This is a genomic window from Bacillus sp. FSL R10-2780 (genome assembly GCF_038006125.1).
Classification (GTDB): Bacteria; Bacillota; Bacilli; order Bacillales; family Bacillaceae_G; genus Bacillus_A; species Bacillus_A cereus_U.
Window position 1 is genome coordinate 4,119,554 of sequence record NZ_JBBOUQ010000001.1, and the last position, 21,164, is coordinate 4,140,717.

The window sequence follows — 21,164 nt, forward strand, 5'->3', positions numbered from 1 at the left end:
AAGTGTAAAGCGTATAGAAGAGTGAAACCTTAGATTATTACGATTTTTGTCCGTGTACTAAATAATTAGCAGTTGATATAATAATATTAATTGGGAAATTTTTTTGCATATTATTACATGTTGGAGGCAATTAATTATGAATGTCAGACAAAGAAAAAAGGTAGCTAAAGAATTCAGCGAGCGATGGAAAGACCGTGGAAACGAAAGACAAGACAGTCAAACGTTTTGGTTGGATTTACTAGGAAATGTTTATGGAATTGAAAATCCTGGAGAATATATAGCGTTTGAAGATTCAATAGTTAATATGATGGATAGAACAAGTTTTATTGATGGCTATATTGAAAAAACGAATGTTTTAATTGAACAAAAAGGAAGTAACAGAGATTTAACTAAAGCTATTCGTCAATCTGATGGTTCATTACTTACACCATTTCAACAAGCTATGCGCTATTCTGCAACATTACCGTATTCAAAAAGACCTAGGTGGATAATTACATCAAATTTTAAAGAATTCTATATTTATGATATGGAGAAGCCTAATGTCGAGCCCGCAATAGTTGAATTAGTAAATTTAGAGAATGAATATTATCGTTTAGAAATACTTATTGATAAAACGAATACACAAATTGAAAAAGAAACAAAAGTTTCCATCCGGGCAGGAGAACTAGTAGGACAAATTTATGATGAACTTCTCGAACAATATAATGATCCTGATAATCCATACAGCTTAGAGAGCATAAATCAACTTTGTGTACGCTTAGTATTTTGTTTTTATGCTGAAGATGCTGGGTTGTTTGGGAAAAAAGGAATGTTTCATGATTACTTAATTGATTTCAACACAAGATACTTTCGGAATGCGATAATTGATTTATTCCGTGTGTTAAACACAAAAGTGGAAGATAGAGACTCTTATCTTGATGAAAAGCTTGCTGAATTCCCTTATGTGAATGGTAATCTTTTTGAAGATATGAGTATCGAAATACCGCAATTTACAGATCATTTGCGAGAACTAATTCTAGATAATGCAACAAGTGACTTCAATTGGTCAGAAATTAGTCCAACTATTTTTGGAGGTGTGTTTGAAAGTACGCTAAACCCAGAACAAAGGCGTGAAGGCGGAATGCATTACACATCTATTGAAAATATACATAAGGTGATTGACCCGTTATTTCTAGATGAATTGAAGGAAGAATTAAATGAGATAAAACAGTTTAAGCAACCAGCCACTATAAAACGAAAAGCTCAAGCATTCCAAGAAAAAATAGGTAATCTAACATTTTTTGATCCTGCAGCTGGTTCAGGTAACTTTTTAACTGAAACATACTTATCCTTAAGAGAATTAGAAAATGAGGCTCTATTACTAGTAGTCGGAGACCACGCTCGCCTAGATACAAATGAAGATTTAATCAAAGTAACGCTTGATCAGTTTTATGGTTTGGAAATAAATGATTTCGCTGTATCTGTAGCTAAAACAGCGTTATGGATAGCGGAAAGTCAGATGTTCGAAAAAACGAAGGATTTAATTTTTTCTGAAGCTGATTTTTTTCCATTAAAATCCTATACAAATATAAAAGAAGGAAATGCGTTAACAATAAATTGGAATACTCTAATTGATAAACGGGATTTAAATTATATAATTGGCAATCCTCCGTTTATAGGCTATTCTGATCAAACTAAAGTTCAAAAGAAAGATTTGAAAACAGTGTTTACTGACAATAATGGTAAAACCTATAGAGGTTCAGGAAAAATAGATTATGTGGCAGGATGGTTTATCCAAGCTGCTAAGTATATCCAAAATAAGAACATATCAGTCTCTTTTGTTGCAACAAATTCTATCGTTCAAGGTGATCAAGTTTCGTATATTTGGAAACCATTATTTGAAGATTGCGAAGTTGAAATGGATTTTGCATATCGTTCTATCCAATGGAGAAATGAATCCAGTAATATTGCACAAGTCCAAGTTGTAATAATTGGTTTCAGTCATAAAAATAAGTCAAAAAAAGAAAAAAAAATCTATGACGGGTCATTAAAATATCCAGCAAAGAATATTAATCCTTACTTACTTGATATGCCTAATATTTTTATAGATTCGAAGACAAAACCGATTTGTGATATCTTAGAGATGGTTTCTGGAAATAGAGCCGCTGATGGAGGTAATTTAATTATCACTGAATCTGATTTAAATGATTTTGTCCAGAGAGAACCGAATTCAAAAAAATATATCAAAGAGCTTATCGGCGGAAACGAGATGCTTAATAATGAAAAACGGTATTGTTTGTGGCTAGAGAATGTTGAACCATCAATAATACGGAAGATGCCACTAGTTATGAATCGTATTGAGGAAACCAAAAAGAGTAGATTAAGTGGTGCTCCTGATAGACAAAAATTAGCAGCCACACCTTCTTTATTTAGAGAAACCAGAAATCCTGAAAAATATATGTTGATTCCAAGTGTTTCTTCTGAAAAGAGAAAATACATTCCTATGGGATTTTTTGGAAAAGACCACATTCCCCTTGCACCGGCTTTAATTATTCCGAATGCTGACATGTTTTATTTTGGTCTATTAAATTCCAATGTCCATATGGCGTGGGTAAGAGTAGTAGCTGGAAGAAGAGAGGGAAGATATCGTTATTCAAAAAACGTAGTATATAATAATTTTCCATGGCCTAAAGTTTCCGATAAAGATAAAAAGAAAATCGAAATAACAGCCCAGGGAATTCTTGATGCACGAAAACTATATCCTAATAGTTCTTTGGCCGATTTATACGATGAATTAACAATGCCACCTGCACTAAGAAAAGCTCACCAAGACAATGATAGAGCCGTCATGGAAGTCTACGGCATGGATGTAAGAACAACATCAGAGAGTGGTGCTGTTGCCAAATTGTTTGAGTTATATAATGTGTTAATTCAAAAGTAAAAAATATACTTTAATTGTAAATGCGGAGGGGAGTTTTCTAACCTAATAGAAAAAAGTTTGTTAAATTGAGAAAACTCTCTCCTTTTTTTTCAAGAGATTTATTTTAGTTTGTATGTAACTGTTCTCCAATTTTATTTTCAGTGACGACTTCATCACTTTATATGTTGTTTATTTTCGATAGATTTCTCAAAAGTGCCGATTTTCTTAGATTAAAATTACAAATGTCGCTTATATTTCCAAGAAATTCCCATGGTAAGATAAACATCATGTAGTGTAACAAGAATAGTATTAAAAAGAATAATTTATATTGTATTCAACTAGCATCTATAGAATTGGTTCAAATTGGTTCAAGTATTATCAATTTCAATCCTCTGTCATACATTATTATCCAAGTAACAATTCTGAAAACGTTGATATAAATGGATTGAAGTGGATTCAATATACTTGAAATTGATAAGTATATTTCTCAAAACGTTAATTTTTGTGAACTTCAAACCCCAACCATTTTGGTTGGGGTTTTTTTATGTTTAATTCTTCTTTTGTAATTTTTGTAGCTTGGAATATTTTAGTGCTACCGTCCTGCGTATGCTTCTTCTTTAGAAGCTTAGACTAATACGTATTAGGGAGGTTTATAAGTACTATGAATGTCATTGTCAGCTTACAAGAAAAACAAAAAGAAAAGCAGTTAAAATACGAGCGGAAGATGCTGCGAGAATTATCATTAAAAACATTGCGTTCAAATATTCGTGATGCCTTTCAGATGCAAGAACTTCATCGTCAGTATGAAGATTATTGTATTGAACTAGGGATAGAATCTTATTTATTAGGAGCGAGATACAGTAAATTTGGTTATCATGGTGAATCATTCTTTGATGTGAAATATAGGGCTTTAGAAGAAGAACAACAATTAACTGAAACGTTATTTCAATTTTTAACGAGTATGACTATACGTGAAATTAAGTTGCAAGACGAGGAATTGCTTTTTGAATCTTGCCAGCAGTTTATCGGCTTGTGGTGGCAGGAAGGGTATGAAAAAGGCGAAAGAAGATATCGATTAAAGCTACACTAAGACAAGCATAAACTTTCCTCTTGTCCCATATAAGTAATTAGAGGGACTAGCTGGAGGAGGAAAGGTATGAAGAGAATTCGAATTATCTCTTTTGCGCTCGCTGCGGTTGTTTTGTTTTTTTTAGTTAAACAAGAATTTCAAATTACAAAATCGTGGCGAGCTTGGAATTTACCCTTATCAGGGAAAGTGATTGTACTAGATGCTGGGCATGGTGGTCCAGACGGAGGGGCTGTTGGTGGAAAGGATATTGTAGAAAAAGATATTACGCTTGAGATTACAAAAAAGGTACAAGATTATTTACAAGAACAAGGTGCTTTAGTCATTTTAACGCGTGAAGGAGATTATGATTTAGCTAATAAAGATACAAAGTCATATAGTAGACGTAAAGCAGAGGATTTAAAAAAGCGTGTGGAGATCATTAATAAGCCTGATGTAGACTTTTTTGCGAGTATTCATTTAAATGCCCTAACTAGTAGTGGATCTAGGGGCGCACAAACGTTCTATTATCGTTCTTCGATTGAAAATGAACGGGCTGCGAAATTTATACAAGCTGAATTGAGAACAAGCTTAGAAAATACGAATCGTTCTGCTAAAACAATTCCTCACGTGTATTTATTGAAGTATGCCAAAAAACCAGGTGCTTTAATTGAGGCTGGCTTTTTATCGAATGTGAATGAAAGATATATGTTAAATTCGGAGAAATACCAGCAAAAAGTAGCGGCTGCAATATATCGTGGTATATTACGTTATTTTACGGAAAAAGGAAATCCTCCAGAATAAGGAGGATTTTTCGAGTTTCTCTCGTTAACGAAGTTTTCCGAAAATATGTTATACTGGAAATGTAAACGCATTTATTTCAAAAATAAAGAGAGATAAATTTAATTAACATTACGTTATTTTTCATACAGGGGGCTGGGCTAATTATGGTAACAAAAGAGCAGGTAGTGGAAGCATTGGAAGGGATTGTAGATCCGTTTATACATAAAACGTTAAAAGAAACAAATGCAATTAAAGAGGTAACAGTCAAGCCTGAGAAGGAACATGTAAGTGTTAAAATTGCAATTGTAAAGACAGGTACAGCGGAACAAATGCAGTTGCAGTCTGGAATTGTAAAGTTAGTAAAAGAACTTGGAGCAACAACAGTTGGACTTCGTTTTGCAGAATTTACAGAAGAGGAATTAGCTCAGTTTGCACCAACGCAAGAGGAAGAGAAAAGTGAATCCTTATTATCACCGAACTCAAATACAACATTTTTAGCAGTAGCAAGTGGAAAAGGTGGAGTAGGGAAATCGACTGTTTCAGTTAACCTTGCAATTGCTTTAGCTCGTTTAGGAAAAAAGGTTGGTATCATTGATGCGGATATTTATGGTTTTAGTGTACCGGATATGATGGGTATAGAAAAACGCCCAATCGTAAGAGGTGATAAGATAATACCAGTGGAGCGTCTAGGTGTGAAAGTAATCTCAATGGGATTCTTTGTAGAAGATAACGCACCTGTTATTTGGAGAGGACCGATGCTTGGGAAAATGTTAAATCACTTTTTCACAGAAGTAGAATGGGGTGATTTAGATTACTTAGTATTGGATCTACCACCAGGTACGGGTGATGTTGCTTTAGATGTGCATTCGATGTTGCCGGCTTGTAAAGAGATTATTGTAACAACGCCGCATCCAACAGCGGCATTTGTAGCAGCGCGCGCTGGAGCCATGGCTTTACGTACAGAACATAGTATTCTTGGTGTTGTTGAAAATATGGCGTATTTTGAAAGTAAAGCAACTGGTGAAAAAGAGTATGTGTTTGGAAGAGGTGGAGGAGATAAACTAGCTACGGAACTCCAAACGGATGTACTTGGCCGAATTCCACTTCAACAACCTGATTGGAATAAAGAGGACTTTGCGCCGTCAGTATATGAAGATACACATACAACGGGTCTTATTTATCGTACGATAGCTGAGACAGTTATTGATAAAACAGCTGTTACACAAAAATAAAGTAGTAATGAGTGGACAATATATACATTGTCCGCTCATTACTATAATTTTTATTGTTGTTCTTTGTTCCCATCTTGAGAACCGCCTTCACCACCTGCGCCTTTCTTATCAGACCCACCTTTTTCGGCTTTTTGTACACCTTTACTAATAATGTCAATCATCTTAGCTTGGAAGAGCGGACTTTCGGCAGTTTCGGTTAGTACTTGCTGTAAATATTGACGATATTCTTTACTCTTCATTGTTTGTAACATAATTTTCTCTACTTCAGGATTTTTCATAATCTCTATAACACCTGATTGGTATTCAGGATCTTTTAGTAAAGTTTTCATTAAGTTCGTTTGTTCTTTTCCCATACTTTTAGCAAATTTCGATGAGAACTCAGGGTCTTTAAAGAGCTTTTCCCAGAATTGTTGCCCTTTTTCAGATACCATCGCATCTTCAATCGTTTTCTTTACTACTGTTTCATCTAGTATGAGGGCTTGTTTCATTTTTTCATCAGTTAATACATCTTGGATCGCCTTTTTTCCTTGGTCGGTTTTTAAAATATCAACAATCATTTTTTTGGTTTGATCATAATCAAGTTCGGATTTTGCTTCTTTTTCTTGTGCACATGCCACTAGTGCTATAAATAGAAAAGAAGAAATCAAAACGAGCAGCATCCGTTTCATAAGTTGGAGCTCCTTTCAGCAAAGTTCTCTTTTTTTAATATAAATCTCTTTAAGGAATTTATACATTAACATGGCTAGCTTTTTGAAATTGTCATTGATACAATTCAATTAGAAATATAAGAATAATGGGGGATGTGTTGTGAATAGCCGCAAGTGGGTACGACTATTTTTTACGACGTTGTTTCTTGGTGGGATTAGCACAGTCTTTATTGGTTTTGTTTTAGAGTGGGACAAGTACGTTAAATTTTTTCAAAATTTTGACGGAAAGGAGATTCTAGCAGTTTCTTTTTGGTTGATGGGCGTAGGATTTATTTTTAGTGTTATAAGTCAAATGGGGTTCTTTGCATATTTAACGATTCATCGTTTTGGGTTAGGGATGTTTCGGTCATCTTCTTTATGGAATGCAGTGCAACTGTTCTTTATTGCGTTCGTATTGTTTGATTTCGTTTATTTAAGGTCAGTACTTATTGCAAATGGGGAAGTTTCGTTAGGGAATAACATACTTGTTGCTGGGATGTTATTTGTGTTTGGGGCAATTGTCGCTTACATAAAGAGTAAAGAAACGAATAAAAAAGCATTTGTTCCCGCTTTGTTCTTTATGGTTGTTGTAACAATTCTTGAATGGGTACCAGCGCTTCGGATTAATGATACAGATTGGTTATATTTAATGGTGATACCACTTCTATTATGTAATGCATATCAGTTACTTGTATTGCATCGTTTAATTGGACAAAAGAGTAAGTCAGTTTAATGAGAAGAGAATGGGTTTTTAATTAACCAGATTCTTATCGTCTGTAAACACTAGGATAAAAAAAGCTCTGCTATCTTAACGAAAGATAGCAGAGCTTTTTATGTGTGAAGAACCGTGTGGAAAGGAATTACTTAATATCTTCGCTTTTTGTACTTGTGTTGGAAATAAGTTGTGATACAGATGTTTGTTCATATCCGTCGCTCTTTAATTTTTGTAAGAGTAATGGTAAAGCCTTATTTGTTTGAAGGGCAGAATCAGAAGCATGTAATAAGACAATATCTCCACCCTTTAAATTGCTAGAGACGGTGGAAACGATTTTATTTACGCCGGGATTTTTCCAGTCATTTGAATTGTTACTCCAATGAACGATGGTGTATCCGAGTGATTCCGCTATTTTAAGAGTCGTTTTGTTAAAGTCGCCACTAGGTGGACGTAATAGCTTGACTTGTTTTACGCCAAGTTTTGTAAAAACATCTTGTGCCCGTAAAAGATCTCTTCGTATTTCATTTGCTTCTAGTGAAGTGTAGGACGTGTAATTATAACCCATACTACCAATCTCATGTCCATCTTTCATGATGCGTTCGACAATATCAGGGTGTCTTTCAGCCCATGCAGCAGAGAGAAAGAAGGTTGCATTCTTAATTTCTCTTTCTTTGAGTGTATTAAGGATTGGAATAGCTTTTTGGTCTCCCCAACTAATGTCAAACGTGAATGCAACTTGTTTTTTTGCAGTGTCCCCTTTGTAAATCACTTTAGGGCCGGTAGCAGTTGAAAAAGCAGATTCATGTGAATATGTTTTTAAAAAGAGTAGCCATGCTGTAAATAAGGAAAGTACGACTATTAAGCTAATGTGTTTAAATGTCCTTTTACTCGTAATAAAAAAGAAAAACATAATATTACGCCCCTTTGTCCAATCCTTTTCAGTTACATATATGCTTTAAATTTAAAAAAGAGAACAAGGGATTAACATCGTAAGTGGTGGATATAATGAGTGATAGAATTTTGTTTTTTGATGATACATTATTGATAATTGAAAATGAGTGCGGTGTTTATCGGTACACGTAAGGAGTTATTGGGGTGATAATTTGCTTGGGATTATGTTGACGAAGGAAGAGAAAAAAGAAATGGAATACATACTGAAGAGAGAACTAGAGGAACTTTTATTTGATTTTGAAGATGAGCGTATACATAGCATTGTAAAAAAGGCGATGGAAGAAAGGTATAAAATCATTTTTTGTTTATTTCGGAGAGTTGCTAATAGGGAAGAATGTATTCGTTATGTAAGAAAAAGAATTTTTTATTAAAAAGTATTGACGTTAAGAGTAAGTATATGATAAATTAATAAACGTCGCTGATGCAGAAACGCAGAAAACGACAAAAAAGAAATTGAAAAACTTAGTTGACATCGAAAAATGAAGATGTTAACATAAGGAAGTCGCAAATGAGCGACCGAGTAGTTCTTTGAAAACTGAACGAAACAAACAACGTGAACGTCAATTTTTATTTTTAGATGCTAGACAAACTAACTTTATTGGAGAGTTTGATCCTGGCTCAGGATGAACGCTGGCGGCGTGCCTAATACATGCAAGTCGAGCGAATGGATTAAGAGCTTGCTCTTATGAAGTTAGCGGCGGACGGGTGAGTAACACGTGGGTAACCTACCCATAAGACTGGGATAACTCCGGGAAACCGGGGCTAATACCGGATAATATTTTGAACTGCATAGTTCGAAATTGAAAGGCGGCTTCGGCTGTCACTTATGGATGGACCCGCGTCGCATTAGCTAGTTGGTGAGGTAACGGCTCACCAAGGCAACGATGCGTAGCCGACCTGAGAGGGTGATCGGCCACACTGGGACTGAGACACGGCCCAGACTCCTACGGGAGGCAGCAGTAGGGAATCTTCCGCAATGGACGAAAGTCTGACGGAGCAACGCCGCGTGAGTGATGAAGGCTTTCGGGTCGTAAAACTCTGTTGTTAGGGAAGAACAAGTGCTAGTTGAATAAGCTGGCACCTTGACGGTACCTAACCAGAAAGCCACGGCTAACTACGTGCCAGCAGCCGCGGTAATACGTAGGTGGCAAGCGTTATCCGGAATTATTGGGCGTAAAGCGCGCGCAGGTGGTTTCTTAAGTCTGATGTGAAAGCCCACGGCTCAACCGTGGAGGGTCATTGGAAACTGGGAGACTTGAGTGCAGAAGAGGAAAGTGGAATTCCATGTGTAGCGGTGAAATGCGTAGAGATATGGAGGAACACCAGTGGCGAAGGCGACTTTCTGGTCTGTAACTGACACTGAGGCGCGAAAGCGTGGGGAGCAAACAGGATTAGATACCCTGGTAGTCCACGCCGTAAACGATGAGTGCTAAGTGTTAGAGGGTTTCCGCCCTTTAGTGCTGAAGTTAACGCATTAAGCACTCCGCCTGGGGAGTACGGCCGCAAGGCTGAAACTCAAAGGAATTGACGGGGGCCCGCACAAGCGGTGGAGCATGTGGTTTAATTCGAAGCAACGCGAAGAACCTTACCAGGTCTTGACATCCTCTGAAAACTCTAGAGATAGAGCTTCTCCTTCGGGAGCAGAGTGACAGGTGGTGCATGGTTGTCGTCAGCTCGTGTCGTGAGATGTTGGGTTAAGTCCCGCAACGAGCGCAACCCTTGATCTTAGTTGCCATCATTAAGTTGGGCACTCTAAGGTGACTGCCGGTGACAAACCGGAGGAAGGTGGGGATGACGTCAAATCATCATGCCCCTTATGACCTGGGCTACACACGTGCTACAATGGACGGTACAAAGAGCTGCAAGACCGCGAGGTGGAGCTAATCTCATAAAACCGTTCTCAGTTCGGATTGTAGGCTGCAACTCGCCTACATGAAGCTGGAATCGCTAGTAATCGCGGATCAGCATGCCGCGGTGAATACGTTCCCGGGCCTTGTACACACCGCCCGTCACACCACGAGAGTTTGTAACACCCGAAGTCGGTGGGGTAACCTTTATGGAGCCAGCCGCCTAAGGTGGGACAGATGATTGGGGTGAAGTCGTAACAAGGTAGCCGTATCGGAAGGTGCGGCTGGATCACCTCCTTTCTATGGAGAATTGATGAACGCAGTTCATCAATAAACGTTGACTTGTTTTGTTTCGTTCAGTTTTGAGAGAACTATCTCTCAAGTTTAAATGTATGTTCTTTGAAAACTAGATAACAGTGTAGCTCATATTTTTTTAATTTTAGTTTGGTTAAGTTAGAAAGGGCGCACGGTGGATGCCTTGACACTAGGAGTCGATGAAGGACGGGACTAACGCCGATATGCTTCGGGGAGCTGTAAGTAAGCTTTGATCCGAAGATTTCCGAATGGGGAAACCCACTATACGTAATGGTATGGTATCCTTACCTGAATACATAGGGTATGGAAGACAGACCCAGGGAACTGAAACATCTAAGTACCTGGAGGAAGAGAAAGCAAATGCGATTTCCTGAGTAGCGGCGAGCGAAACGGAATCTAGCCCAAACCAAGAGGCTTGCCTCTTGGGGTTGTAGGACATTCTATACGGAGTTACAAAGGAACGAGGTAGACGAAGCGACCTGGAAAGGTCCGTCACAGAGGGTAATAACCCCGTAGTCGAAACTTCGTTCTCTCTTGAATGTATCCTGAGTACGGCGGAACACGTGAAATTCCGTCGGAATCTGGGAGGACCATCTCCCAAGGCTAAATACTCCCTAGTGATCGATAGTGAACCAGTACCGTGAGGGAAAGGTGAAAAGCACCCCGGAAGGGGAGTGAAAGAGATCCTGAAACCGTGTGCCTACAAATAGTCAGAGCCCGTTAATGGGTGATGGCGTGCCTTTTGTAGAATGAACCGGCGAGTTACGATCCCGTGCGAGGTTAAGCTGAAGAGGCGGAGCCGCAGCGAAAGCGAGTCTGAATAGGGCGTTTAGTACGTGGTCGTAGACCCGAAACCAGGTGATCTACCCATGTCCAGGGTGAAGTTCAGGTAACACTGAATGGAGGCCCGAACCCACGCACGTTGAAAAGTGCGGGGATGAGGTGTGGGTAGCGGAGAAATTCCAATCGAACCTGGAGATAGCTGGTTCTCCCCGAAATAGCTTTAGGGCTAGCCTTAAGTGTAAGAGTCTTGGAGGTAGAGCACTGATTGAACTAGGGGTCCTCATCGGATTACCGAATTCAGTCAAACTCCGAATGCCAATGACTTATCCTTAGGAGTCAGACTGCGAGTGATAAGATCCGTAGTCAAGAGGGAAACAGCCCAGATCGCCAGCTAAGGTCCCAAAGTGTGTATTAAGTGGAAAAGGATGTGGAGTTGCTTAGACAACTAGGATGTTGGCTCAGAAGCAGCCACCATTTAAAGAGTGCGTAATAGCTCACTAGTCGAGTGACTCTGCGCCGAAAATGTACCGGGGCTAAATACACCACCGAAGCTGCGAATTGATACCAATGGTATCAGTGGTAGGGGAGCGTTCTAAGTGCAGTGAAGTCAGACCGGAAGGACTGGTGGAGCGCTTAGAAGTGAGAATGCCGGTATGAGTAGCGAAAGACGGGTGAGAATCCCGTCCACCGAATGCCTAAGGTTTCCTGAGGAAGGCTCGTCCGCTCAGGGTTAGTCAGGACCTAAGCCGAGGCCGACAGGCGTAGGCGATGGACAACAGGTTGATATTCCTGTACCACCTCTTTATCGTTTGAGCAATGGAGGGACGCAGAAGGATAGAAGAAGCGTGCGATTGGTTGTGCACGTCCAAGCAGTTAGGCTGATAAGTAGGCAAATCCGCTTATCGTGAAGGCTGAGCTGTGATGGGGAAGCTCCTTATGGAGCGAAGTCTTTGATTCCCCGCTGCCAAGAAAAGCTTCTAGCGAGATAAAAGGTGCCTGTACCGCAAACCGACACAGGTAGGCGAGGAGAGAATCCTAAGGTGTGCGAGAGAACTCTGGTTAAGGAACTCGGCAAAATGACCCCGTAACTTCGGGAGAAGGGGTGCTTTCTTAACGGAAAGCCGCAGTGAATAGGCCCAAGCGACTGTTTAGCAAAAACACAGGTCTCTGCGAAGCCGTAAGGCGAAGTATAGGGGCTGACACCTGCCCGGTGCTGGAAGGTTAAGGAGAGGGGTTAGCGTAAGCGAAGCTCTGAACTGAAGCCCCAGTAAACGGCGGCCGTAACTATAACGGTCCTAAGGTAGCGAAATTCCTTGTCGGGTAAGTTCCGACCCGCACGAAAGGTGTAACGATTTGGGCACTGTCTCAACCAGAGACTCGGTGAAATTATAGTACCTGTGAAGATGCAGGTTACCCGCGACAGGACGGAAAGACCCCGTGGAGCTTTACTGTAGCCTGATATTGAATTTTGGTACAGTTTGTACAGGATAGGCGGGAGCCATTGAAACCGGAGCGCTAGCTTCGGTGGAGGCGCTGGTGGGATACCGCCCTGACTGTATTGAAATTCTAACCTACGGGTCTTATCGACCCGGGAGACAGTGTCAGGTGGGCAGTTTGACTGGGGCGGTCGCCTCCTAAAGTGTAACGGAGGCGCCCAAAGGTTCCCTCAGAATGGTTGGAAATCATTCGTAGAGTGCAAAGGCATAAGGGAGCTTGACTGCGAGACCTACAAGTCGAGCAGGGACGAAAGTCGGGCTTAGTGATCCGGTGGTTCCGCATGGAAGGGCCATCGCTCAACGGATAAAAGCTACCCCGGGGATAACAGGCTTATCTCCCCCAAGAGTCCACATCGACGGGGAGGTTTGGCACCTCGATGTCGGCTCATCGCATCCTGGGGCTGTAGTCGGTCCCAAGGGTTGGGCTGTTCGCCCATTAAAGCGGTACGCGAGCTGGGTTCAGAACGTCGTGAGACAGTTCGGTCCCTATCCGTCGTGGGCGCAGGAAATTTGAGAGGAGCTGTCCTTAGTACGAGAGGACCGGGATGGACGCACCGCTGGTGTACCAGTTGTTCTGCCAAGGGCATAGCTGGGTAGCTATGTGCGGAAGGGATAAGTGCTGAAAGCATCTAAGCATGAAGCCCCCCTCAAGATGAGATTTCCCATAGCGTAAGCTAGTAAGATCCCTGAAAGATGATCAGGTTGATAGGTTCGAGGTGGAAGCATGGTGACATGTGGAGCTGACGAATACTAATAGATCGAGGACTTAACCATATAATATGAAGCAAATGTTATCTAGTTTTGAAGGAATATATATTTAAAATTCCTTTTGACATTCTCAAAAGAATGTGCATAATGATAAAAGTCTGGTAATGATGGCAGAGAGGTCACACCCGTTCCCATACCGAACACGGAAGTTAAGCTCTCTAGCGCCGATGGTAGTTGGGACCTTGTCCCTGTGAGAGTAGGACGTTGCCAGGCTTATATTATTCCGCAGTAGCTCAGCGGTAGAGCTATCGGCTGTTAACCGATCGGTCGTAGGTTCGATTCCTACCTGCGGAGCCATTATGCTTCCATAGCTCAGCTGGTAGAGTACTTCCATGGTAAGGAAGAGGTCACCGGTTCAAGCCCGGTTGGAAGCTTGGGAAAAGTTTTTATTTTTTTGGCCCGTTGGTCAAGTGGTTAAGACACCGCCCTTTCACGGCGGTAACACGGGTTCGAATCCCGTACGGGTCACCACTTTTGGAGGATTAGCTCAGCTGGGAGAGCACCTGCCTTACAAGCAGGGGGTCGGCGGTTCGATCCCGTCATCCTCCACCATATATTTTTAAATGTCGGAGGGGTAGCGAAGTGGCTAAACGCGGCGGACTGTAAATCCGCTCCTTCGGGTTCGGCAGTTCGAATCTGCCCCCCTCCACCATTTTCTTTAAAATAACCTGAAAGGGTTTATTTTTTTGAAAAGATAACCATACTAGTAAATATTAATGGGCTATAGCCAAGCGGTAAGGCAACGGACTTTGACTCCGTCATGCGCTGGTTCGAATCCAGCTAGCCCAGCCATTTACGAGCCATTAGCTCAGTTGGTAGAGCATCTGACTTTTAATCAGAGGGTCGAAGGTTCGAATCCTTCATGGCTCACCATTTTCGCGGAAGTAGTTCAGTGGTAGAATACAACCTTGCCAAGGTTGGGGTCGCGGGTTCGAATCCCGTCTTCCGCTTAATTACTAAGGGGCCTTAGCTCAGCTGGGAGAGCGCCTGCCTTGCACGCAGGAGGTCAGCGGTTCGATCCCGCTAGGCTCCATATAAATAGGGAAAGCTTACATCAAATGATGTAAGCTTTTTTTGTGTTTAAATTCCATTCCAAAAGGCAACTTTTCCATATATCGTTTAAAATGAAAAAAGGGGATTGAATAAGGGGGAGGTAATTATGAAAGTTGTCATTGCATCGGATTCATATAAAGAAAGCTTGAAAGCTATAGAGGTATGTGAAGCTATTGAAAGAGGCTTTGCAGCAATTTTTCCTAAAGCAGAGTATGTTAAAGTACCAATTGGAGATGGAGGCGAAGGAACGGTTGAATCTCTTGTTGGCGCTACAATGGGGAGAATTATATCACTTAATGTGACAGGGCCGCTTGGAGAGAGCGTGCAAGCCTTTTATGGTATGTCTAAAGATAAGAAGACAGCATTTATTGAAATGGCGGCAGCATCAGGATTACAACACGTTCCAACTGAAAAGAGAAACCCACTTATTACAACGACAAAAGGGACAGGCGAACTTATATTACATGCATTAGATCAAGGAGCCAAACACATTATTTTAGGGCTTGGAGGAAGTGCTACAAATGATGGTGGGGCTGGTATGCTATCTGCCTTAGGCGCAAGATTTATAAATAAGAAAGGTGAGATAATAGAACCCTCTGGAGGGACATTGCATTGGATAACCACTGTTGACCTTTCTAGGATTGATTCACGCCTGGAGGATATAAAGTTAGAAGCAGCATGTGATGTAGATAACCCTTTAGTTGGACTGAGCGGGGCGTCTTTTGTATTTGCGAGACAAAAAGGTGCGAATGTAGAGATGATGAAAGAGCTAGATGAGAATTTAAAACATTATGCTAATATACTTAAACAACATGTGTCTTTTGATGTATCTGAGATACCGGGTGCGGGGGCAGCTGGAGGAATGGGAGCTGCTGTCGTTGCAGTGCTAAAGGGACAGCTAAGAAAAGGGATTGAAATTGTATTAGATTATACAAATTTTGATAAGTGTATAGAGGGTGCCGATCTTATTGTAACTGGTGAGGGAAGAATAGATGAACAAACAGCTTATGGAAAAGCTCCTGTTGGTGTCGCGAAGCGGGCGAAATGTCGTCATATTCCTGTAATTGCTATTGGTGGATCTGTATCTCCGAACTATACAATTGTTTATGAAAAGGGAATTGATGCAGTGTTTAGTATTACGGCTAGTCCAATGACATTAGAAGAAGCATATAAAGCGGCAGAAGAGAATATCGAAATGACAGCAAAAAATATTGCAGCAGTGTGGAAACTAGCATCAGAAAAACGCTCCTAAATGTAGAAGTGTTTTTTAAATCCAGTTATTTGAGGATATTTTGTGTAATTCTAGGTGGTGATGGAGAAAAGAACTGATAAAAATATCAGCTGATAGAAAAGTTAGTTGGTTCATTAAGTTAACTTTATACATCGAATAGTTTAAAGATTGGGATTCTAACGTAAATATAAGTGAATAAAATGTATATCCATGCAGAAAAATGTCGAGTTGAGTCAGACTATATAAAAGATTTAAAATATTTAGTGAAGGCATAAAAGGGGGATACTATCTATGAAAAAAGAAATCTCAGTTATTGGAGTTCCAATGGATTTAGGACAGATGCGTCGCGGGGTTGATATGGGACCAAGCGCGATCCGTTATGCAGGGGTAATTGAAAGAATCGAAGAAATTGGATATAACGTAAAAGATATGGGAGATATATGTATAGAGAGAGAAAAAGAAATAGCTGAAAATACAAAGTTAAGAAACCTTACACAAGTTGCAACTGTATGTAATGAATTAGCAAGTAAGGTTGATCATATTATAGAAGAAGGTCGTTTTCCACTTGTATTGGGTGGCGATCATAGTATTGCTATCGGTACGTTAGCTGGTGTAGCGAAACATTATAAAAATTTAGGTGTTATTTGGTATGATGCACACGGTGATTTAAATACAGAAGAGACTTCACCATCTGGAAATATTCATGGTATGTCACTTGCTGCAAGTTTAGGATATGGGCATTCTTCACTTGTAGAATTATATGGGGCATATCCAAAGGTGAAGAAAGAGAACGTTGTAATTATCGGTGCACGTGCATTAGATGAAGGAGAAAAAGACTTTATTCGTGAAGAAGGCATTAAAGTATTCTCAATGCATGAAATTGATCGTATGGGTATGACGGCTGTTATGGAAGAAACAATTGCGTATTTATCTCATACTGATGGTGTTCATTTATCATTAGATTTAGATGGGCTTGATCCTCATGACGCACCAGGAGTTGGAACACCTGTAATTGGTGGTCTATCTTATCGCGAAAGCCACTTAGCGATGGAGATGTTAGCAGAAGCTGATATTGTTACATCTGCTGAATTTGTTGAAGTAAATACAATTTTAGATGAGAGAAACAGAACAGCAACAACAGCGGTTGCTTTAATGGGTTCTTTATTCGGTGAAAAACTGAAATAAATGTAAGAAAAGCAACTGTGAAGTTGCTTTTTTTATTGGAAAATAGGCGTATAATAACTTGTATTACACTGTTGGATAAGAAAGTTTGACATCTTACCAATTTAAGCTAAGGGGGCGTTTGTAATTGTTGTTTGTTTCATGTATGGTATAATTAACTAGTTGTTGGAAATACATACAGATAGAGCATAAAATAATATTTCAATATATGGATAGAATTGCTCGTAAGTAGGAGGAAGGGTTAGCATGCCTTTTGAAGATACGACCATTTTGAAATATCTTAGTACGGCATTAGATATTGCTGTTGTATGGTTTATTATATATAAGCTAATTCTTATAATCCGGGGCACGAAGGCTGTTCAACTTTTAAAAGGTATTACAGTTATTATTGTCGTTCGGATGATCAGTATTTTACTTGAATTGCATACGCTATATTGGCTAACGGAACAAGTATTAACGTGGGGATTCTTAGCTGTTATTATTATCTTTCAGCCAGAATTGCGAAGAGCACTTGAGCAGCTAGGACGAGGTAGCTTGTTTTCACGTGTGGGAACTCACGAGGACGATGAACCTGAAATTGTTGCAACAGCGATAGCGAAAGCAACGGAATATATGGGAAAACGTAGAATTGGTGCATTAATTACGTTGTCAAAAGAGACTGGGATGGGTGACTATGTGGAAACGGGTATTCCGCTGAACGCAAATATTTCATCAGAATTACTCATTAATATTTTTATCCCTAATACGCCTCTTCATGATGGAGCAGTAATTATGCAGGGAAGTACAATTAAAGCAGCAGCATGTTATCTTCCGCTATCAGAAAGTCCGTTTATTTCTAAGGAGTTAGGAACAAGGCATCGTGCTGCAATGGGAGTTAGTGAAGTTACTGATAGTATTACAGTAGTTGTGTCGGAAGAAACGGGGCAAATTTCTTTAACAAAAAACGGTGAGTTACATCGTGATTTGAAGACAGAACAGCTGAAGGATATGTTGTTAACAGAATTTAGTGGGAATGAAAAAACGACTTCTTCGTCTTTATGGAATTGGAGGAGAAAGCGTCATGGATAAGTTAATGGAGAATAATTGGTTTTTAAAAGGAATCTCATTACTATTGGCGTGTATGCTTTTTATGTCAGCAACTTTAACTGAAAAAAATACAACATCAAGTATATTACCTTTCGTAAATGAATCGAAAGAAACATTAACTGATTATCCCATTACCCTTAAATATGATGAAGAGAAGTATATTGTAAGTGGTATTCCACAAGGTGGAGTCAAGGTGAAGTTAGAAGGGCCAAAAGCAGCGGTTGCTACAGCAAAAGCAAAAAGCCAATTTAATATACCTGTTGATTTGCGGGATCGTCCAGAAGGAACTTATGAAGTTTCTTTAAAAGCAAATGGTCTCCCAGATGATGTGAAAGGGATAGTTCAACCAGCAACAATTAAAGTCACTCTTCATGAAAAAGCCAAAAAATATGTTCATGTAGATTTAAAATTATCAAATGAAGATCAGATGCCAGCAGGTGCTACTATTGAGAAATCAAGTATTAAGCCCGACACTGTTGAAGTCGTTGGAACAAAAGAAGAAATAGAAAGTATCTCATCGGCTAAGGCATATATCGACTTAAAAGGCGTTAATAAAACTGTTACAAAAACAGCAGACGTTACATTATACAATAAAGAAGGAAAACGTTTAAATGTAAAAACAAATCCATCTAAAATAAGTGTAACGGTGAATGTAGCGACACAAGCTACAGCAAATAACGTCGAAAAAACAGTTCCTTTAACATATTCGAAAAAAGGGAATTTACCAGAAGGTTTAGCTGTTACAAATATTAGTGTTGAACCAAAAGAAGTAACGATAGCAGGTTCAAAAGACATTTTGGATAATATACAATCTATAGAGGGGGTCGAGGTAGATCTTAGTCAATTGACGGATTCTACAACATTCGATGCCTCTGTTTTATTGCCAAAAGGTGTAACAAGTGCAAAACCAAATCAAGTGAAGGTTTCCGTAGGGGTACAAAAGGTAAAACAAACGAAAAGTAAAACTATTGATGGTATTCCGATTCAAAAAAATGGAATTCCGAATGATGTTACTGCTCAGCTACTTTCGCCACAAGATGGAAAGATAAGCGTTGATATTTCAGGAGAAGCAAGTATAGTAGATAAAATAACAGCTGCTCAAATAACAGCAGCGATTAATCTGCAAAATGTATCTCCGGGGACGAAGGATGTTTCTATTCAAGTGAGCGGTCCTGGTAATATTTCGATAGAAGCAAAACAAAAAAGTGCTAAAGTCACAATTGTGAAGAAAGAAAAGCCGGATAAAGAAGTACAAGGTAATATTGAACCACCAGATTCAAAAAACAATCAAGAAAATCAAACTGAAAAACCAAAAAATCCTGAACCGGATCCAGAAAAGGATCAGGAAAAAGATAAAAATAAAGAACAAGAACAAGACAAAGAAAACGGCCAAGAAACGAGCCAAGAACCAACAGTAGATAATCAAAAAGAGCACGAAAAAGGAGCGAATAATAATGGGTAAATATTTTGGTACAGACGGAGTACGCGGGGTTGCAAATAAGGAATTAACACCTGAATTAGCATTCAAAATTGGACGTTTTGGCGGCTATGTATTAACAAAAGATACAGATCGTCCAAAAGTAATTATTGGTCGTGATACACGTGTATCTGGACATATGTTAGAAGGAGCTTTAGTAGCAGGTCTATTATCAACTGGAGCAGAAGTAATGCGTCTTGGTGTTATTTCTACACCAGGTGTGGCTTATTTAACAAAAGCTTTAGATGCACAAGCGGGTGTTATGATTTCTGCATCTCATAATCCAGTACAAGATAACGGAATTAAGTTCTTCGGTTCAGATGGTTTCAAATTAACAGATGAGCAAGAAGCAGAAATTGAAGCATTATTAGACAAAGAAGTTGACGAGTTACCACGTCCAACAGGTACTAACCTTGGCCAAGTGAGTGATTACTTTGAAGGTGGACAAAAATATTTACAATACATTAAACAAACTGTAGAGGAAGATTTCTCTGGTTTACATATCGCTTTAGATTGCGCACACGGTGCGACTTCTTCTTTAGCTCCATACTTATTTGCAGACTTAGAAGCTGATATTTCAACGATGGGAACTTCTCCAAACGGTATGAATATTAACGAAGGCGTAGGATCTACACATCCAGAAGTCTTAGCTGAATTAGTAAAAGAAAAAGGTGCGGATATCGGACTTGCTTTTGATGGTGATGGCGACCGTTTAATCGCTGTAGATGAAAAAGGAAACATCGTTGATGGCGATCAAATTATGTTTATTTGCGCGAAGTATATGAAAGAAACTGGTCAATTAAAACATAATACAGTTGTTTCAACAGTTATGAGTAACTTAGGTTTCTACAAAGCACTTGAAGCAAACAGTATTACAAGTGATAAAACAGCAGTTGGTGACCGCTACGTAATGGAAGAAATGAAACGTGGTGGATATAACCTGGGTGGAGAACAATCAGGTCACATTATCTTACTTGATTACATTACAACTGGTGATGGAATGTTAAGTGCACTTCAACTTGTAAACATCATGAAAATGACGAAAAAGCCATTATCTGAGCTTGCAGGTGAGATGACAAAATTCCCACAATTACTAGTAAACGTTCGTGTAACAGATAAAAAACTAGCATTAGAAAATGAAAAAATTAAAGAAATTATTCGTGTTGTAGAGGAAGAAATGAACGGAGACGGTCGTATTCTTGTTCGTCCATCTGGAACAGAACCACTTATTCGTGTAATGGCAGAAGCACCGACACAAGAAATTTGTGATGGGTATGTACATCGTATTGTAGAAGTTGTGAAAGCTGAAGTTGGCGTTGAATAATTAGCCGATTTTATTTAAAAGGAGCACAAAAAGTGCTCCTTTTTCATATGTTTTATAGACAATGAAAAAAATTTCATTGACGATTTATATTGTTTGTTATACGATGGTCTTGTTCTTTTTCTCAAAGGAAATATTGTAAATTATAAAAGCGCCAGAACTACAAGTAGTGTAGTTGACGAGGTGGAGTTTATCGAGATTTCGGCGGATGACTCCCGGTTGTTCATCACAACCGCAAACTTTTACTTAAAACATTAAGGTGACTTAGTGGAC

13 protein-coding genes, 9 tRNA genes and 3 rRNA genes are annotated in these 21,164 nt (G+C 39.5%); 23 read left to right on the forward strand and 2 right to left on the reverse strand.

Features of this window, described 5'->3' with window-relative positions:
* Positions 1–136 precede the first annotated feature (136 nt).
* The 4 genes from NSQ47_RS21515 (at position 137) to NSQ47_RS21530 (ending at position 5,980) form a co-directional block, all read left to right on the forward strand.
* Positions 137–2,920: a DNA methyltransferase gene (locus NSQ47_RS21515; RefSeq protein WP_341037965.1), complete on the forward strand. Its 2,784-nt coding sequence runs from the start codon at positions 137–139 to the stop codon at positions 2,918–2,920.
* A 640-nt stretch (positions 2,921–3,560) separates the two neighbouring features.
* A complete protein-coding gene (locus tag NSQ47_RS21520) occupies positions 3,561–3,989 on the forward strand; it encodes a DUF2521 family protein (RefSeq protein ID WP_002113330.1) in 429 nt (142 codons plus the stop codon).
* A 66-nt stretch (positions 3,990–4,055) separates the two neighbouring features.
* Positions 4,056–4,769 (forward strand): N-acetylmuramoyl-L-alanine amidase CwlD, encoded by a 714-nt coding sequence (gene cwlD, locus NSQ47_RS21525; RefSeq protein ID WP_078174991.1) that lies wholly within the window; start codon positions 4,056–4,058, stop codon positions 4,767–4,769.
* 143 nt (positions 4,770–4,912) lie between these two features.
* Positions 4,913–5,980 carry an Mrp/NBP35 family ATP-binding protein gene (locus NSQ47_RS21530; RefSeq protein ID WP_002159599.1) on the forward strand — a complete coding sequence of 356 codons (1,068 nt, stop codon included), beginning with the start codon at positions 4,913–4,915 and terminating at the stop codon, positions 5,978–5,980.
* 50 nt (positions 5,981–6,030) lie between these two features.
* Here NSQ47_RS21530 and gerD read toward each other — a convergent pair whose 3' ends face one another.
* Positions 6,031–6,648 (reverse strand): spore germination protein GerD, encoded by a 618-nt coding sequence (gene gerD / locus NSQ47_RS21535; RefSeq protein WP_078180865.1) that lies wholly within the window; start codon positions 6,646–6,648, stop codon positions 6,031–6,033.
* A 139-nt stretch (positions 6,649–6,787) separates the two neighbouring features.
* Here gerD and kbaA point away from each other — a divergent pair, with 139 nt between their 5' ends.
* A complete protein-coding gene (gene kbaA, locus NSQ47_RS21540; protein WP_016103304.1) occupies positions 6,788–7,399 on the forward strand; it encodes a KinB signaling pathway activation protein KbaA in 612 nt (203 codons plus the stop codon).
* A gap of 127 nt (positions 7,400–7,526) precedes the next feature.
* Here the strand turns inward: kbaA and pdaB are convergent, their stop codons facing one another.
* A complete protein-coding gene (gene pdaB, locus NSQ47_RS21545) occupies positions 7,527–8,291 on the reverse strand; it encodes a polysaccharide deacetylase family sporulation protein PdaB (RefSeq protein ID WP_002063440.1) in 765 nt (254 codons plus the stop codon).
* A 193-nt stretch (positions 8,292–8,484) separates the two neighbouring features.
* Between pdaB and NSQ47_RS21550 the strand changes: the two genes are divergently transcribed.
* The 18 genes from NSQ47_RS21550 to glmM all read left to right on the forward strand — a co-directional run bounded on the left by NSQ47_RS21550 (position 8,485) and on the right by glmM (position 20,894).
* On the forward strand, positions 8,485–8,703 hold the full coding sequence (locus NSQ47_RS21550; RefSeq protein WP_033710542.1) for a hypothetical protein: 219 nt from the start codon (positions 8,485–8,487) through the stop codon (positions 8,701–8,703).
* A 224-nt stretch (positions 8,704–8,927) separates the two neighbouring features.
* A 16S ribosomal RNA gene (locus tag NSQ47_RS21555) occupies positions 8,928–10,479 on the forward strand.
* 146 nt (positions 10,480–10,625) lie between these two features.
* Positions 10,626–13,547, forward strand: a 23S ribosomal RNA gene (locus tag NSQ47_RS21560).
* Between the two features lie 91 nt (positions 13,548–13,638).
* A 5S ribosomal RNA gene (gene rrf, locus NSQ47_RS21565) occupies positions 13,639–13,754 on the forward strand.
* Together the 16S, 23S and 5S rRNA genes with 9 tRNA genes alongside form the textbook arrangement of a ribosomal RNA operon.
* A gap of 9 nt (positions 13,755–13,763) precedes the next feature.
* Positions 13,764–13,838, forward strand: a tRNA-Asn gene (locus NSQ47_RS21570).
* A gap of 4 nt (positions 13,839–13,842) precedes the next feature.
* Positions 13,843–13,915: transfer RNA gene (locus NSQ47_RS21575), tRNA-Thr, on the forward strand.
* Positions 13,916–13,937: 22 nt separating this feature from the next.
* A tRNA-Glu gene (locus tag NSQ47_RS21580) sits at positions 13,938–14,012 on the forward strand.
* Positions 14,013–14,017: 5 nt separating this feature from the next.
* Positions 14,018–14,093, forward strand: a tRNA-Val gene (locus NSQ47_RS21585).
* 16 nt (positions 14,094–14,109) lie between these two features.
* Positions 14,110–14,193, forward strand: a tRNA-Tyr gene (locus NSQ47_RS21590).
* Positions 14,194–14,258: 65 nt separating this feature from the next.
* Positions 14,259–14,333 (forward strand) — tRNA-Gln (locus NSQ47_RS21595).
* A gap of 5 nt (positions 14,334–14,338) precedes the next feature.
* Positions 14,339–14,414: transfer RNA gene (locus NSQ47_RS21600), tRNA-Lys, on the forward strand.
* Between the two features lie 5 nt (positions 14,415–14,419).
* Positions 14,420–14,491: transfer RNA gene (locus tag NSQ47_RS21605), tRNA-Gly, on the forward strand.
* Between the two features lie 10 nt (positions 14,492–14,501).
* Positions 14,502–14,574 (forward strand) — tRNA-Ala (locus NSQ47_RS21610).
* A 126-nt stretch (positions 14,575–14,700) separates the two neighbouring features.
* A complete protein-coding gene (locus tag NSQ47_RS21615; protein ID WP_131232305.1) occupies positions 14,701–15,846 on the forward strand; it encodes a glycerate kinase in 1,146 nt (381 codons plus the stop codon).
* Between the two features lie 270 nt (positions 15,847–16,116).
* Positions 16,117–17,010 (forward strand): arginase, encoded by an 894-nt coding sequence (gene rocF / locus NSQ47_RS21620; protein ID WP_341037966.1) that lies wholly within the window; start codon positions 16,117–16,119, stop codon positions 17,008–17,010.
* Between the two features lie 243 nt (positions 17,011–17,253).
* A complete protein-coding gene (gene cdaA, locus NSQ47_RS21625; RefSeq protein ID WP_002159595.1) occupies positions 17,254–18,075 on the forward strand; it encodes a diadenylate cyclase CdaA in 822 nt (273 codons plus the stop codon).
* Positions 18,068–19,555, forward strand: coding sequence for a CdaR family protein (locus NSQ47_RS21630; protein WP_341037967.1), 1,488 nt, complete (start codon positions 18,068–18,070; stop codon positions 19,553–19,555). Before cdaA ends, NSQ47_RS21630 begins: the two co-directional genes overlap by 8 nt.
* Positions 19,548–20,894: a phosphoglucosamine mutase gene (gene glmM, locus NSQ47_RS21635; RefSeq protein ID WP_002113341.1), complete on the forward strand. Its 1,347-nt coding sequence runs from the start codon at positions 19,548–19,550 to the stop codon at positions 20,892–20,894. The genes NSQ47_RS21630 and glmM overlap by 8 nt, the downstream gene beginning before the upstream one ends.
* Positions 20,895–21,164 lie beyond the last annotated feature (270 nt).

Excerpts from the sequence above, each read along its gene's own strand:
- NSQ47_RS21615 (WP_131232305.1), top strand. The coding sequence starts at position 14,701 with ATGAAAGTTGTCATTGCATCGGATTCATATAAAGAAAGCTTGAAAGCT.
- pdaB (WP_002063440.1), bottom strand. The coding sequence starts at position 8,291 with ATGTTTTTCTTTTTTATTACGAGTAAAAGGACATTTAAACACATTAGC.
- rocF (WP_341037966.1), top strand. The coding sequence starts at position 16,117 with ATGAAAAAAGAAATCTCAGTTATTGGAGTTCCAATGGATTTAGGACAG.
- NSQ47_RS21520 (WP_002113330.1), top strand. The coding sequence starts at position 3,561 with ATGAATGTCATTGTCAGCTTACAAGAAAAACAAAAAGAAAAGCAGTTA.
- NSQ47_RS21630 (WP_341037967.1), top strand. The coding sequence starts at position 18,068 with ATGGATAAGTTAATGGAGAATAATTGGTTTTTAAAAGGAATCTCATTA.
- cwlD (WP_078174991.1), top strand. The coding sequence starts at position 4,056 with ATGAAGAGAATTCGAATTATCTCTTTTGCGCTCGCTGCGGTTGTTTTG.
- cdaA (WP_002159595.1), top strand. The coding sequence starts at position 17,254 with ATGCCTTTTGAAGATACGACCATTTTGAAATATCTTAGTACGGCATTA.
- NSQ47_RS21530 (WP_002159599.1), top strand. The coding sequence starts at position 4,913 with ATGGTAACAAAAGAGCAGGTAGTGGAAGCATTGGAAGGGATTGTAGAT.
- NSQ47_RS21515 (WP_341037965.1), top strand. The coding sequence starts at position 137 with ATGAATGTCAGACAAAGAAAAAAGGTAGCTAAAGAATTCAGCGAGCGA.
- gerD (WP_078180865.1), bottom strand. The coding sequence starts at position 6,648 with ATGAAACGGATGCTGCTCGTTTTGATTTCTTCTTTTCTATTTATAGCA.
- glmM (WP_002113341.1), top strand. The coding sequence starts at position 19,548 with ATGGGTAAATATTTTGGTACAGACGGAGTACGCGGGGTTGCAAATAAG.